The sequence below is a fragment of the Sorangium sp. So ce362 genome, assembly GCF_051519845.1.
Taxonomy (GTDB): Bacteria; Myxococcota_A; Polyangia; order Polyangiales; family Polyangiaceae; genus Sorangium.
This window is the reverse complement of the sequence record NZ_CP150332.1, coordinates 10,212,217-10,226,468: the sequence shown is the minus strand read 5'-3', so window position 1 is coordinate 10,226,468 and position 14,252 is coordinate 10,212,217. Positions and strand designations below refer to the sequence as shown.

Below are 14,252 nucleotides of genomic sequence, written 5' to 3'. Positions count from 1 at the left end.
GTCCGCCGGCGCGACCCGCGCTGCTCGGCGGCGTCGCGGCGCTCGGGGTCGCGCGGCACCCCCCCGCCTACCCTCTGCCGCCCCTGCGCACCCGTCCGCTTGACCCCACCCTCGCGCCCATGGACGCCCGATCGCGACCCCGCTATCTCCAGGAGGCCATGCCCAAGGCCGAGGTTCCCTCGCCAGCCGCCGCGCCGGGGACCCCCCACGCGGAGCCCCGCCCCTCGCAGGGCGGCGAGGCCCGGCCCTCGCAGGGCGGCGACGCTCGCCCGCCGCTCGGCGGCGACGCTCGCCTGTCGTTCGGCGGCGATCTCGACGGCCACGGCACCTTCCTGCCGGCCCCCGCCGTGCTGCAGCGGCGCCTCGGCCGGCCCTCCTGGGAGAAGGTCTGGCTCCCGCTGCTCGGGCCCCTGCTCGCGCTGCTCGTCATCGTCGCGGTCGCCACGCTCGATGCCGCGCTCGACTGGAGCGTCCCGAACCCGCCGGCGATCCTCTCGATGGTCATCGTCTTCGCGGCGTTCAGCGGCGGCATGTGGAGCGGCATCGTCTCCGCGCTCGTCTCGTGCGTCTACTTCGCGCTCTACTTCTCCGAGCCCGGCGCGCCGCTCTCGTACCAGGAAGACAACCTGCTCCGCGTCATCGTCTTCGCCGTCACCACGCCCGCGATGGCGGTGATGGCGAGCATCGCGAAGCGCCGCGCGGACGCCATGGGCGAGGCCTCGCTCGAGAACGAGCGCGAGCACTCGGCGAGCCTGCGCGCCCTGCTCATGCAGCGCCAGGCGGTCGAGGCCGAGCTCCAGCAGGCCAAGGAGGCCGCCGAGGCGGCGAGCCGCGCGAAGAGCGAGTTCCTCGCCAGCGTGAGCCACGAGATCCGCACCCCGATGAACGGCATCATCGGCATGACGTCGCTCGCGCTCCAGACCGAGCTCAGCCAGGAGCAGCGCGAGTACCTCGAGATGGTCAAGATCTCGGCCGACGCGCTCCTCGCCATCATCAACGACGTCCTCGATTTCTCGAAGATCGAGGCCGGCAAGCTCGAGATCGAGCCCGTCGTCTTCGACCCGAGCGAGATCATCGGCGACGCCGTGAAGACGCTCGCGCTCCGCGCGCACGAGAAGCGGCTCGAGCTCGCCTACGACGTCGGCTCCGACGTCCCCGAGGCGCTCGTCGGCGACCCGCTGCGCCTGCGCCAGGTGCTCGTGAACCTCGTGAGCAACGCGGTGAAGTTCACCGACGCCGGCGAGATCGTCGTCCGCGCCGAGGTCGACTCGCGCGCGCCCGTCACCGCCGAGGAGGACGCCGGCGCGGACCGCCAGAGCGCGCCCAGCCTCTACGCGGGCGAGGCGCTCGGCGACGCCCTGGTGCTCCACGTGCGCGTGATCGACACGGGCATCGGCGTCGCCCCCGACAAGCAGCGGCTCGTCTTCGACGCGTTCGCGCAGGCGGACGGCTCGACCACCCGCAAGTACGGCGGCACGGGGCTCGGCCTCACGATCTGCGCCCGCCTCGTCGAGATGATGGGCGGCAAGATCTGGATCGAGAGCGAGGTCGGCAAGGGCAGCGTGTTCCACTTCACCCTCCAGGTCCGGGCGCTCGACGGCGCCGCCCGGTCGCGCCGCCTGCAGATGCCGAGGGATCTGCTCGGCACGCGGGTCCTCATCGCCGACGACAACGCGACCGCGCGGCGCATCCTCGCGGAGACCATCGAGGGCTGGGGGATGAAGCCGGTCCCGGTCGACTCGGGGGCGGCGGCGATCGCGGCGCTCTCCGAGGACTCGGGCGTGTGGGCGCTGCCCTGGGGCAAGCCGGGGGGCAACGCGGTCGGGCCGAGCTCCTCGTTCGGCCTCGCCATCGTCGACGCCCGCATGCCGAAGGTCGACGGCTTCGCCGTGGTCGAGCACTGCCGGCGGCGCGAGATCTTGAAGGGGCGCACCCTCATGATGCTCAGCTCCACGTCCGCGCAGGCGGACGCCGCGCGCTGCCGCGATCTCGGCGTCTTCGCCATGGTCACGAAGCCCGTGAAGACGTCCCTCCTCCAGGAGGCCGTGTTCCACGCCCTCGGCGTCCCGACGCGGAGCGCGCTCCGGTCGGCCGACCTGCGCCGCGCCGCGCCCGGGCCGCGCGCCCGCGGCCTGCGCGTCCTCGTGGCCGAGGACAACGCGATCAACCAGAAGCTGATGCGCCGCTGGCTGGAGCGGCAGGACCACCACGTGCACATCGTCGAGAACGGCCGGCTCGCCGTCGAGAAGATCGCGACCGGCCAGTACGACGTGGCCCTGCTCGACGTGGAGATGCCCGAGATGGATGGCCTCCAGGCCGCGCGGGTCGTCCGCGCGCGCGAGCGGCGCGAGGGCGGGCACATGCCGCTCATCGTCGTGACCGCGTACGCGATGAAGGGCGACCGCGACCGCTGCCTCCGGGCGGGCTTCGACGGCTACGTGTCGAAGCCGGTGCAGGTCGAGGAGCTCTACGACATGATCGACCGGCTCGCCGCCGGGCCTTCTTCCCTGGAGGTCGAGGACCCGGCGCGCCTGTCGCTCGGCGCGCCGGGCTCGTACTCGCCGGTGCCCTCGTCGTCGCTCGACAGCGGGCCGCCGAGCGCCCGCTCGGACGAGCGGCCGCAGGGCACGCCCTCCTCGATCGCGAGCCGGCCGATGTTCGACCGCACCCGGGCGCTGGAGCGGACGGGCGGCGACGCCGACCTGCTGCGCGAGCTCGCCGAGGTCTTCCTGGAGGAGTGCCCCCGGTGGATGGCCGACATCGACGAGGCGGTGACCGCCGGCGACGCCCGCAGGCTCCAGCGGGCGGCGCACAGCCTGAAGGGCGGGGTCGACAGCTTCGGCGCGCGGGGCGCGTTCGAGGCCGCCTTCGCGCTGGAGAAGATGGCGCGCGCGAACGAGCTCGGAAGCCTGGCCGAGGCGCAGTTCGCCCTGCGGGCGCAGGTCGATCGCCTGATCCCCGAGCTCGCCGCGTTCGTGCGCGAGGGCTCGCCGGCGGACGCCGCGCCGCCGGCGGACGGTGCAGCATGAGCGGCGCTCTGAGGGCGAGGTGACGCGATGGTGAGGGTGCTCGTGGTGGACGACTCCCCGATGGATCGGCGCCTCTCCGGGAGCCTGCTGAAGAAGCGCGCCGGCATGGAGCCCATGTACGCCGAGAACGGCGTCGAGGCGCTCCAGGCGATCGCCAAGGTGATGCCCGAGATCGTGCTGACCGATCTCCAGATGCCGGAGATGGACGGCCTGGAGCTGGTCGAGGCGATCCGCCGCGAGCACCCGTACCTGCCGGTGATCCTGATGACGGCGCACGGCAGCGAGGAGATCGCGGTGCAGGCGCTCCGGCGCGGCGCCGCGAGCTACGTCGCGAAGCGGAGCCTCGCGGCGGAGCTCGTGAGCACGGTCGAGAACGTCCTCGCCGTGGCGCGGCTCGATCGGCGCGAGCAGCAGCTCCTCTCGTGCCTGACGGTGACCGAGTCCCATTTCGAGCTCGACAACGACGTGGCGAAGGTGCCCGCGCTGGTGGGCCACATCGAGCAGAGCCTGGGCCGGATGCGCCTGTGCGACGAGACGGGCCGGATCCAGGTCGCGGTGGCGCTGCGCGAGGCGCTCGTGAACGCGATCGTGCACGGCAACCTCGAGGTCAGCTCGACGCTGCTCGACGAGGATCCGAGCGCCTTCTCGGCGCTCGTCGAGCGGCGCCGGACCGAGAGCCCCTACCGGGACCGGCGCGTCCACGTCATGGCGCGGGAGACGCGGACCGAGGCGACCTACGTGGTGCGCGACGAGGGCCCCGGCTTCGACCCGCGCGACCTGCCCGACCCGACCGACCTCGCCAACCTGGACAAGCCGAGCGGCCGCGGCCTGATGCTGATCCGCACCTTCATGGACGAGGTGCGGCACAACGAGAAGGGCAACGAGATCCACATGGTGATGCGGTGCCGCTCGGGGTCCGACCATGAGCCGAGCGATCCGGGCGGCTGAGCACCGATGCGCTCGCCAGCTCGCGGCGGGCAGGAGGACGCCGCTTCACCTTGGCGTGCACGCCTGCGAGAGCTGCAAGAGCGGTCCTGGCGTGCAGGTGTCGAGACCCAGCTTGAGCTCCTTGACCAGGCGGTCGAGGTCGGCCAGAGGCTCCGGCGCGTTCGGGAACTCATACTGGTGCGATGTCAAGAGGCCGTCGCGCTGCAGGCTCACGCGGGTCGCGCCGCCGTCCGCGCAGTCGGGGCAACCGTAGCGCGCGTCGAGGGGCATTCTGCCCAGCGCGCCCTCGACCTCCGCGACGTGGCGCGAGCCTTTGTCCGTCAGCGTCGCGAAGTTCGAGCGGCGGCAGTCCCCCTGGTGCGCGCAGGCCTTCAACTCGAGCGCCGCACCGTCTCGGGACACCGTCGTGATGCACTCGCCGGCGCAGAACCCGAAAGAGAACTCCGTGGAGAGCCACACCCCATCGGCCCCTGGCGCGGCGCCTAGCTGCTGCTGCCCATGCGCCAGCTCCTCTCCGGAGCTGGCGACGCAACCGGCGCCGAACGAAAGACCCAGGACCAAAGCAACGACGCTGACCATCGTGGATGTTTTCATGCCAGACACAGAGGCAACCACCATGCCCGAGCGGGCACATCTCCAGCGATCAGCGCTCCGCCGGACACCCGAGCAGAGCAGCGGCGGAGTGACTCCCCTGAGCCCAGGAGGATGTCGGAGAGGTCGACTTGTGGCTCGGTTCAGCACATCTCTTGCGGCCTTGCACAGGCCTTCAGGCCTCCACCTCGCTGTCGCCGGGGCCTCGCTCCAGCGGAAACGCCTTCGCTCCAGGGCGGCAATCCCGTGGTAATTTCCGCTCGCCCGGCGCTCGCGCCGAACTAGACTCCCGGGATGCAACTGCGAATGGATGGGGATCGACTGACCCTCACGCTGGAGGGCGTCGAGCGCCTCTGGGCGGTGAAGCTCGCGCCCATCGTGGTGCCGCGCGAGCACGTGACGCGGGCGGAGGCGACGCTTCCGCCCGCCACGTGGCGGCAGATCCGCGCGCCGGGGACGGCGCTTCCCGGGCTGATCAAGGCGGGGACGTACTACACCGATCGCGGTAAGGAGTTCTGGTACACGGTGCGGCGCCGGAAGCACAACCCACTGACGATCGAGCTCGAGGGGGAGTCGTACCGGCGGCTCGTCCTCACCATCGATGATTCCACCGGCTGGGTCGCGCGGATCAACGCCTGGGCAAGAGGCTGAATCGCTCGAGCCCGAGCGCTGAGCCGGCGCGCCCCTCGCCGCCGGCTCCGATCGACCCGGGCCTGAAGGGCTTCGGCAGCGTTGGCGGCGCCCTCGGCGATCCGCCCGTCATGCCCCACGCCGGAGCCGACGTAGAGATCCAGGCATGGCTCGCCGCCCCGACGCGGAGGACCACCCGGGGCACATCGTCGACGCAGCGCGGGACGGGGCACCGAAACTCTGGCATCTACGGTGTGCCATGTCCGCCGCTCGCGTCCCCGCACGCATCTCCCCGACGAACGCACCGCTGCGCGCCGTCGCACGGCAGACCTTCAGTCGCGTCGCCGGCGCGCCGCTCATCGGTGGTAACGCGGTCGAGCTGCTGATCGACGGGCGAGCGAACTTCGACGCCTGGCTCGCCGCGATACGGGTCGCGCACACCTCGATCCTGCTCGAGAACTACATCTTCGACGACGACGCGCTGGCGCGCGAGCTCCGCGACGCGCTCAGCGAGCGCGCCGCGGCGGGCGTCCACGTCAGCGTGATCCGCGACTGGTTCGGGTGCCTGGGCGCGTCGACGGACCAGTTCTGGAGCGAGCTGCGCGCGGCGGGCGGGGAAGTGCGCACCTACAATCCCTTCAGCTTCACCAGCCCGTTCGGGTGGGTGGCGCGCGATCATCGCAAGCTGCTCGTCGTCGACGCCGAGGTCGGCTTCGTCTCCGGCGTCTGCGTCAGCGGCAAATGGCTCGGCGATGCGGCGCGCGGCGTGCCGCCGTGGCGCGACACAGGCATCGCCGTGCGGGGGCCCGCGGTGCGCGCGCTCGCCGATGCCTTCGCCGACAACTGGGCGAGCCTCGGTGAAGGCCTGCCCGCCGAGCTGCCCGTCCTCACCGGGGTTCCGCCGGCGGCCGGCCCCATGGACCTGCGCGTGGTGGCGAAGTTGCCGAGCACGACCGGGCTTTACCGGCTCGATCAGCTTGTCGCCGCGCTGGCGCAGAGGACCCTCTGGCTGACGGATGCGTACTTCGTCGGCGTCGCGCCGTACGTCCAGGCGCTCACGGCGGCGGCGCGCGATGGCGTGGACGTGCGCCTGCTCGTCCCGGGCACGAGCGATATTCCGGCCGTCGGCACGCTGTCGCGGGCCGGCTATCGACCGCTGCTCGAAGCCGGGGTGCGCGTCTACGAGTGGAATGGCTCGATGCTCCACGCGAAGACCGCGGTGGCCGACGGCCGCTGGGCGCGCGTGGGATCGAGCAACCTCAACGTCGCGAGCTGGCTGGAGAACTGCGAGATCGACGTGACGATCGAGGACGAGGAGTTCGCCGGGCGCATGCAGGCGCAGTACGAGGAAGATCTCCGCGGCGCGACCGAGATCGTCCTCCACGCGCGGCGTCGCGCGCGCCACGACAGAAAGCGCCGCCTGCAGGGGGCCGGGACCGGGCGCTCCGCCGCGGGCGCCTTGCGCCTCGCGAACACCGTGGGCGCGGCGATGACGAACCGCCGTGTCCTCGGCGCGGCCGAGGGCGCGATCCTGCTCGGCGGAGCGCTCTTGCTCCTCGGCGGCGCAGCGGTGGCGCTGTGCTTTCCGCGCTTGCTCGCCTGGCCGCTCGCCGTGCTCGCGCTGTGGTCAGCGATCAGCCTGCTCATCAAGTATGTGATCCTCGCCCGCAGGGCCAGGGCTGCTGCTTCATCGTCGCGCGCGCACTGACGCGGTCGAGCTCGCCAGCGTCACTGTCGTGCCTGCTGCGCTCCGGCGGGCCCACGCGACACGCGGGCGGTACGGGATGTGCATTCTCGCGAAACGGGAAACGCGAAACCTGGCTGGTGTAGCCTCGAACGGTCTCTCCTCTTCACCGGGGTGTCGTGGGAATGAGCATCACGCCGCCCGTTGGCTCGATCGGAGAGGGGGCCATTGCCTGGAGCGCAGATATGCTGAAGGTGGCGATCATCCTGGGGAGCACGCGGCCGGGCCGCAACGGCGAGGCCGTCGCGAAGTGGGTGCACGGCGTGGCGGCGAAGAAGGGCGGCGCCGACTACGAGCTCGTCGATATCAAGGATTTCGACCTGCCGCTGCTCGACGAGCCGGTGTCCCCGTCGATGGGGCAGTACACAAAGCCTCACACAAAGGCGTGGGCGGCAAAGATCGACCCGTTCGACGCCTTCGTGTTCGTCACGCCCGAGTACAATCACGGCACCTCGGGCGCGCTCAAGAACGCCATCGATTATCTGTACAAGGAGTGGAACAACAAGGCGGCTGGCTTCGTGAGCTATGGCAGCGCGGGAGGCGTCCGCGCCGTCGAGCAGCTCCGGCTCGTGATGGCCGAGCTTCAGATCGCGGACGTGCGTGCGCAGGTCACGCTCTCTCTGTACGACGATTTCGAGAATTTCAGCGTGTTCAAGCCCAACCCCCGCCACGAGGCGTCCGTCGGCAAGCTGCTCGACCAGCTGCTCGCGTGGGCCGGCGCGATGAAGACTCTACGTAGCAAGTGAGCGACACGCGCTCGCGGCGCCTCGCAGCCCGCGCCGCCCGCGGCTTCAAGCAGACCGCGTTTCTTCTTCGAGCGACGCGCACCAGGGCTCAGAGACAGGAGTACACCGCGTCGATCAGCGCCGGCCACCGCGGGTCGCCGCCCTCGCCGCTGGCGATGGGCTGGTTCGGCGTGTAGCCGAACCCGAGCCCCGCGTCGGGGTCGGCGAAGCCGAGCGCGCCGCCGGCGCCGGGGTGGCCGAAGGTCCGCGCGCCGCGGCCGAAGGGGCGCAGGGCGCTCGGGAGCATGAAGCCGAGCGAGAACCGGCTCTCCGCGAGGAGGACGGCGTCGGGGCCGCGCGACCGCTCGGCGAGCGCGGCCTCGATCGCCTCGGGCGAGAGCACGCGCGCGCCGCCGGCGGAGGCGCCGCCGTTCGCGAGCGCGCCGTACATCCGCGCGAGGGCGCGCGCGTTCGCGTGGCCGTTCAGCGCGGGGATCTCCGCGCGCCGGGCGCGGGCGGTGTTGACGAGGCCGGGCGACACGAGGTCGCGCGGCCTGGTGAACGCCATCGAGGTGAGCGACGCCGGGTCGCGGAAGCTCGCGGCGAACGCGCCGCCCAGGCCTGAAGGGCACGCGAGGGTCGGCGCCACATCGGCGATCCGCCCGTCGTGCTCGGCGCCGGTGCCGATGTGGAAGTCGAGGCCGAGCGGCCCCGCGACGGCCTCCCGCAGGAGCGCGCCCACGCGCTGGCCGCTGGCGCGCCGGATCACCTCGCCGACGAGGAAGCCGAACGTGACGGCGTGGTAGCCGTGCCGGGCGCCCGGAGCCCAGAACGGCTCCTCCGCGGCGAGGGCGCCGGTCATGGCCTGCCAGTCGTAGAGCGCGCCCTCCGGCGGCTCCGCGCGGAGCGCCGGGAGGCCGGCGCTGTGGTCGAGCAGCTGGGCCACGAGCACGCGCTCCTTGCCGGCCGCGGCGAACTCCGGCCACGAGGCGGCGACCGGCGCGTGGAGGTCGAGCGCGCGCCGCTCCGCGAGCGCGTGGGCGCACAGGGCGACAGCGCCCTTGGTCGCGGAGAAGACGTTCACGATCGTGTCGCCGCGCCACGGCGCGGTCCGCGCCGCGTCCCGGAAGCCGGCCCAGAGGTCGACGACCACGCGGCCGCGCGCCGCGACGCACACGGCGGCCCCGAGCTCGGGAAACCGCTCGAAATTCGAGGCGAACGCCGCGCGCACGGGCGCGAACGCGGGGTCGCAGGAGCCATGGAGCGCGAGGTGCACCGCTCGTCCCTTCGTCCCTTCCCCGGAGCCGCACGGATCGAGGCGCGCCGGCGATCCTCGGCCCGGCCCTCGGGCTCGACCCCGGATAAACGCACTGTTGGTTGCTCAACTATGATTGCACAACCTTGGTTGATGAATAGAGCCGCCGCCCGGGGCTGTCAACGTCATTTGCGCAACCTTGGTTGTGGGGTACAGGCTCCCGCCGTGAAGCCTGCGCGCCCGGACGAGGACCTCGTGCTGCTGTTCGCCGCCATCGCGGCCGCGAACAGCGACGAGGTGATGCGCCGCGTGGACCGGGCCGGTCACGGCGATCTCCGCCCGAGCCATGGATACGTGTTCCAGCACCTCATCCCGGGCCCGGTGAAGGTGAGGGAGCTCGCCGAGCGGCTCGGCATCACGTCGCAGGGCGCCTCCAAGGCGGTGGCGGAGCTGGAGGAGCTCGGCTACGTGCGCCGGCGCGTCGCCGAGGACGACCAGCGCAACCGGCTCGTCGAGCTCACCGATCGCGGGTGGGCCGCGGTCGAGGCGGGGCGCGCCGCGCGGGCCGCGGTGAACAGGCGGCTCCGGGCGCTGCTCGGCGAGGAGCAGGCCGGCGCGCTGCTCGCGTCGCTCCAGCGCGTCGCGGAGCACGCGGGAGGGATGGAGCTCCTGTCCTCACGGCGGCTCCGCCAGCCATAGGCGGCGGTGGTGTCCTCCCCGGATGCCGCCCCACCACCTCGCCCAGGTCAACATCGCCTTGCCGCCGGAGCCGCTGGGCTCGGCGCGGGCAGCGCGCCGGCGGGTTGCGCCACGTGAGCCGTGGGTCGATCTCGAGCCTGGTAAAGCCCTCTTCCAGAAGGTGCCCTGTCATGACGCCGGCCTCCGCAAGTCGCGCCTCGTGCGATCCGCGCGTGCGTGGGCGCGTGCCGACAGCCTACGACGGAGCGCGCCGCTACTGCGGGCGCCCCTGCGCGATCCAGGTCTCGACGAGCTGGATCTCCTCCGGACCGAGCGCGGGCAGCCCGAGCGGCATCCCGCGCACCGCCGGATCCTCGCGGCCGGCCTCCTCGGCTTGCCGCGAAAGGAGCGCGGCGACGAGGCGCGGGACGCCGTCCGGCCCGCGGGCGAAGACGCTCCGCCGCTCGCCCTGATCGTCGACGTAGCCCGCCGCGATCCCCTCGTAGGTGGCGAGGTTCAGCCCGCGCGGCTTGAACCCGAATCCGCCCGTGTTCCCGGGCCCGCCGTCGCCGAGCGCATAATCGGGCTCGGAGTGGCAGTGCCTGCACGTGCCGCGAAACACCCTGCGGTCCACCTCGCCGTAGGTCACCCGCCGCGACAGCGGCGGCAGCCTCTCCGGCGCGCTCGCCGGCGCCCGCGGCGAGAGCTGTGCGGTCACGAGGAAGGCCGCGATGTCCCGCGCCTCGGCGGGCGACATCGGCACCTGGGGCATCGGCGTGCCCGGCTTGATCGCCCCGGGATCGAGCACCCACGCGACGAGGTCCGCGGGCTCCACCCGGTCGCGCGCGTGCCGCAGATCCGGCGCCAGGGCGACCGCGGCGCGCGTCTCCTTCTCCATCGCCTTCACCGGCGCGACCGCCGTCAGCCCGGCCGCCCCGGTGAAGGCGTGGCAGGTCCCGCACCCCTTGGCCTCGTAGAGCTCGCGCCCCCGGGCCGCGCTCGCGTTCTCCAGCGGCTCGCGCGGCCGCTCGCGGCGATCGCGCGTGAGGTAGGCCGCGATGTCGCTCGCCTGCTCGGGCCCGATCGCGAGCCGCGGCATCGTCGCGTGCAGGCGCGGGCGGAGGTCGTGCGGCGAGAGCAGGAACCCGCGGATCCAGTCGCGCCGCAGCCGGTCGCCGGCGGCGGCGAGCGACGGGACGTCGCGCAGCTGCACGAGGTTCTCGTTCCACCGCTTCATCGCCGCGGCCGGCGCCTGGAACCGCCCCGCCGCGATGTCCTGATGGCACTGGACGCAGTGGGCGTCGCGCGGCGCGGGCGCCTGCCCGGTCCCGTCGTGGCAGCGGTTGCACTGGTACTCGGCGACGAGCCGCTGCCCGCGCGCCGGGTCGCCGGCCGGCGCCGCGGCGACGGCGGACGCGCCGGCGGCAGCGGCCGCCGCAAGGCCGCCGCTCGCGGACAGCGGCGCGGCGGGCTCGGGCTCCCGCGCGTCCTCGGAGGTGCACGCTGCGGCGCCCGAGGCGAGCGCCACGAGCGCGGCGAGCAGCGGACGGGCGCGCATCGGCGTCAGCTCTGCGGGCGCGGGTCGATCGCGCGGCTCGTTCTACAGAGGGCCGTGTCCTTCGCCATCGCCTCGCACCGGCTGGCCGCCGCGTCGTGTCCCGCGCTGTCCCCGGACAGCGCGCGCAGCCGCGCCAGCGCCGCGTACGCCTCCGGGCTCGCCAGGAGGTCCTTCTCCGCCAGGCCGGCGAGCAACTGCAGCGCCTCGCCGCGGTGCTCCGGCGCCCTGGCGAGCGCCTCGCCCAGGTCGGTCTGGAGCGCGGGCTCGTTCTTCCGCTGCTCGTTCAGCCGGCGCAGCGCGCGGATCGACCAGTCGACGTTCGCCTTGCGCTCCTCGGCCGACGCCCCGCCCCACGTCTCGAGCAGCTCGCGCGGCACCTCCGCGCGGACCTTCAGCGCTCCATCCGCGCGCGCCGTGGCCACGGCGAGGACGCGGAAGGCCCGGTTGAGCAGCGGGTCCCTGTCATGGGAGATCCGCCGGATCTCGGGGAACATCCGGATCACGCTCCCCGCGGCCGCCGCGACCCGGCCGTCGCGCAGCGCCTGCTCGGCCTGGGCGACCCCCATCACCCGGTGATCGATCGCGGGCATGATCTCCTCACCACCGCAGGCCGACGCGTCCCCCGAAGGGACGAGGGCGGACGCGATGAGCGCACAAAAAAGCGTGAGTCGAACGGCGGGACCATTCATGGAAGGACCTCCTCGGGCAGGCTGCGTCGGCGCGCCCCGTCGCATGTCGGGCGCCGCCGATCGGCTGTGACAACGCCCCGTAAAAAAAAGTTGCTCCTCGATCGCGCCATCTTTTGCGCACATCGGCTCGGCCCGCCGGGTCGATGTGCGCAAAGGTGCGCGCATGAGCTCGATCGCCGGGTTGCCTTGGTGCGCTGCCCGGTGTCCAATGCGGCCTCCCACAAGGAGATCCGGCATGTTGAAGAAGCGGCGCCTCGCGATCGCGGTCCTGCTGGCCCTCGCCAGCGCGCTCCCGGCGTGCACCCGCAGCAAGAGGGCGGACTGCGCGAGCCCCGAGGTGTTCTGCGTGGGCCTCGTCACCGACATGGGCAAGATCGACGACAAGTCGTTCAACCAGTCGGCCTGGGAGGCGATCCAGCGGGCGCAGAAGGAGCTCGGCGCCACGACGCAGTACATCGAGACGACGGATCCGAAGGATTACCCCAAGAACATCGGGACCTTCGCCGAGGAGCAGTACGACGTTGTCGTCACGTCGGGCTTCGGGCTCACGGAGGCGACGCACGCCGCGGCCGATCAGTTCAAGGGCGTGAAGTTCATCGGCATCGACCAGTTCCAGGCGACCTCCAAGCCGAACGTCGTGGGCCTGGTCTTCCCGGAGGACCACGGCGGCTTCCTCGTCGGCGCGCTGGCCGCGATGATGACAAAGTCGGGGAAGATCGGCGCCGTGCTCGCCACCGACGCCGTCCCGCCCGTCTATCGCTTCGGCGAGGGCTTCCGCGCCGGGGCGCGCCACGTCAAGCCGGACATCGAGATCAGCGTCGTCTACCACAACGACGTTGGCTTCGATAAGACATTTACCGATCCCGAGTGGGGAAAGACGACCGCCGTCTCGATGATCGACAAGGGCGTCGACATCGTCTTCGGCGGCGGCGGCAAGACGGGCAACGGCGCGCTGCTCGGCGCGGCCACGAAGGGCGTCTACGCCATCGGCGTCGACACAGATCAGTACTACACGGTGCCCGAGGCCCAGAAGGTCCTCCTCTCCAGCGCCGTCAAGCTCATCGCCGAGGGCACCTTCGACCTCATCAAGATGGCCAAGGAGGGCAAGCTGCCGGCCGGTAACTTCGAGGGCAAATCGGGGTACGCGCCGTATCACGATCTCGACAGCAAGGTCCCGGCCGAGGTGAAGGCGAAGATGGAGGAGCTCCGGAGAGGGCTCCTCGACGGGACGCTCAAGACGACGGTGCCGCCCACCAAGGACGCCAAGGCGCAACCGTGATCGCCCCGAGCTGCCGAGGATGCGAGAGAAGCTGAACCGGCTGTTCGCGCCGCTGCTCCTGCCGGCCCTCTCGGTGTTCACCGCGATGGTCCTGGGCGGCGTCCTCATCGCCCTCGCCGGGGGCAACCCGCTCGAGGCCTACGCCGGCATGCTCGAGGGCGCGTTCGGGTCGCCGCGGGCGGTGAGCGAGACGCTCGTGTGGGCGACGCCGTACATCCTGGCCGGCCTGTCGGTCTCGCTGGCCTTCCGAGGGGGCCTGTTCAACATCGGGGCCGAGGGGCAGCTCGCGTTCGGGGCGCTGTCCGCCGCCTGGGCCGGCCACTGGCTGCCGCGGCTCGTGGGCGGCGGCCTGCCCGCGGCGCTGCACGTCCCGCTGACGTTGCTCCTCGGCGCGCTGGCCGGCGGGCTGTGGGCCGCGGTGCCCGGGTGGATCAAGGCGCGCGCCGGCGGACACGAGGTGATCAGCACGATCATGCTCAACTACGTCGCCCTCAACGCGGTCAGCTTCCTGCTGAACGGCCCGATGAAGGATCCCACGGCGGCCAACGTGCTGTCCCGCACGCCCCTCATCGACGAGAGCGCGCGCGTCCCCGCGCTCGTCGACGGCTTCCGGCTGCACTGGGGCTTCCCGCTCGCCCTGCTCGCGGCGGCGCTCGTGGGCTGGGTGCTGCAGCGGACGGCCTTCGGCTTCGAGATCCGCACCGCCGGGCAGAGCCCGGACGCCGCGCGCTACGCCGGCGTGCGGGTCGGCCGCACCGTGATCGTGACCATGGCGCTCTCGGGCGGCCTCGCCGGGGTGGCGGGCGCGATCGAGGTGAGCGCGCTGCACCACCGGCACGAGCTCGGGTTCTCGCAGGGCTACGGCTTCGACGCGATCGCCATCGCCCTCCTCGGCAAGGCGCACCCCGGCGGGACGGTGCTCGCCGCCCTCCTGTTCAGCGCGATGCGCAGCGGCGCGACCCGGATGCAGTACCTCACGCAGGTCCCCATCGACGTGATCTCGGTCATCCAGGCGCTGATCCTGCTCTTCGTCGCGGCGGACACCCTGGTCCGCCGCATCTACCGGATCCGCGCCCGCGGCGAGCGGCTCGTGCTCACGCGCGGGTGGGGCGGCTAGAGGGCGAAG

12 protein-coding genes are annotated in these 14,252 nt (G+C 72.4%); 8 read left to right on the top strand and 4 right to left on the bottom strand.

Going from position 1 to position 14,252, the window contains the following annotated elements; translation table 11 throughout:
• The first annotated feature begins 158 nt into the window (after positions 1-158).
• Both WMF17_RS39410 and WMF17_RS39405 read left to right on the top strand, forming a co-directional pair.
• A complete protein-coding gene (locus WMF17_RS39410; RefSeq protein ID WP_437646218.1) occupies positions 159-3,029 on the top strand; it encodes a response regulator in 2,871 nt (956 codons plus the stop codon).
• Between the two features lie 27 nt (positions 3,030-3,056).
• Positions 3,057-3,977 (top strand): response regulator, encoded by a 921-nt coding sequence (locus tag WMF17_RS39405; protein WP_437646216.1) that lies wholly within the window; start codon positions 3,057-3,059, stop codon positions 3,975-3,977.
• 45 nt (positions 3,978-4,022) lie between these two features.
• On the opposite strand, the gene WMF17_RS39400 is transcribed toward WMF17_RS39405, so the two are convergent.
• On the bottom strand, positions 4,023-4,571 hold the full coding sequence (locus WMF17_RS39400) for a hypothetical protein (RefSeq protein ID WP_437598587.1): 549 nt from the start codon (positions 4,569-4,571) through the stop codon (positions 4,023-4,025).
• A gap of 291 nt (positions 4,572-4,862) precedes the next feature.
• Here WMF17_RS39400 and WMF17_RS39395 point away from each other — a divergent pair, with 291 nt between their 5' ends.
• The 3 genes from WMF17_RS39395 to WMF17_RS39385 all read left to right on the top strand — a co-directional run bounded on the left by WMF17_RS39395 (position 4,863) and on the right by WMF17_RS39385 (position 7,688).
• Positions 4,863-5,219, top strand: coding sequence for a hypothetical protein (locus WMF17_RS39395; protein ID WP_437646214.1), 357 nt, complete (start codon positions 4,863-4,865; stop codon positions 5,217-5,219).
• A 238-nt stretch (positions 5,220-5,457) separates the two neighbouring features.
• A complete protein-coding gene (locus WMF17_RS39390) occupies positions 5,458-6,906 on the top strand; it encodes a phospholipase D-like domain-containing protein (protein WP_437646213.1) in 1,449 nt (482 codons plus the stop codon).
• Positions 6,907-7,127: 221 nt separating this feature from the next.
• A complete protein-coding gene (locus WMF17_RS39385; RefSeq protein ID WP_437646211.1) occupies positions 7,128-7,688 on the top strand; it encodes an NADPH-dependent FMN reductase in 561 nt (186 codons plus the stop codon).
• Between the two features lie 88 nt (positions 7,689-7,776).
• Here WMF17_RS39385 and WMF17_RS39380 read toward each other — a convergent pair whose 3' ends face one another.
• On the bottom strand, positions 7,777-8,943 hold the full coding sequence (locus WMF17_RS39380) for a serine hydrolase domain-containing protein (RefSeq protein WP_437598582.1): 1,167 nt from the start codon (positions 8,941-8,943) through the stop codon (positions 7,777-7,779).
• A 204-nt stretch (positions 8,944-9,147) separates the two neighbouring features.
• On the opposite strand from WMF17_RS39380, the gene WMF17_RS39375 reads away from it, so the two are divergent.
• On the top strand, positions 9,148-9,621 hold the full coding sequence (locus WMF17_RS39375) for a MarR family winged helix-turn-helix transcriptional regulator (protein ID WP_437598581.1): 474 nt from the start codon (positions 9,148-9,150) through the stop codon (positions 9,619-9,621).
• Positions 9,622-9,874: 253 nt separating this feature from the next.
• On the opposite strand, the gene WMF17_RS39370 is transcribed toward WMF17_RS39375, so the two are convergent.
• Positions 9,875-11,158, bottom strand: coding sequence for a c-type cytochrome (locus tag WMF17_RS39370; protein ID WP_437646209.1), 1,284 nt, complete (start codon positions 11,156-11,158; stop codon positions 9,875-9,877).
• A gap of 5 nt (positions 11,159-11,163) precedes the next feature.
• A complete protein-coding gene (locus WMF17_RS39365; RefSeq protein ID WP_437646207.1) occupies positions 11,164-11,748 on the bottom strand; it encodes a hypothetical protein in 585 nt (194 codons plus the stop codon).
• Between the two features lie 334 nt (positions 11,749-12,082).
• Between WMF17_RS39365 and WMF17_RS39360 the strand changes: the two genes are divergently transcribed.
• Both WMF17_RS39360 and WMF17_RS39355 read left to right on the top strand, forming a co-directional pair.
• Entirely contained in the window at positions 12,083-13,126 is a 1,044-nt protein-coding gene (locus tag WMF17_RS39360) for a BMP family lipoprotein (RefSeq protein ID WP_437646206.1), read from the top strand.
• Positions 13,127-13,145: 19 nt separating this feature from the next.
• Entirely contained in the window at positions 13,146-14,243 is a 1,098-nt protein-coding gene (locus WMF17_RS39355; RefSeq protein ID WP_437646204.1) for an ABC transporter permease, read from the top strand.
• Positions 14,244-14,252 lie beyond the last annotated feature (9 nt).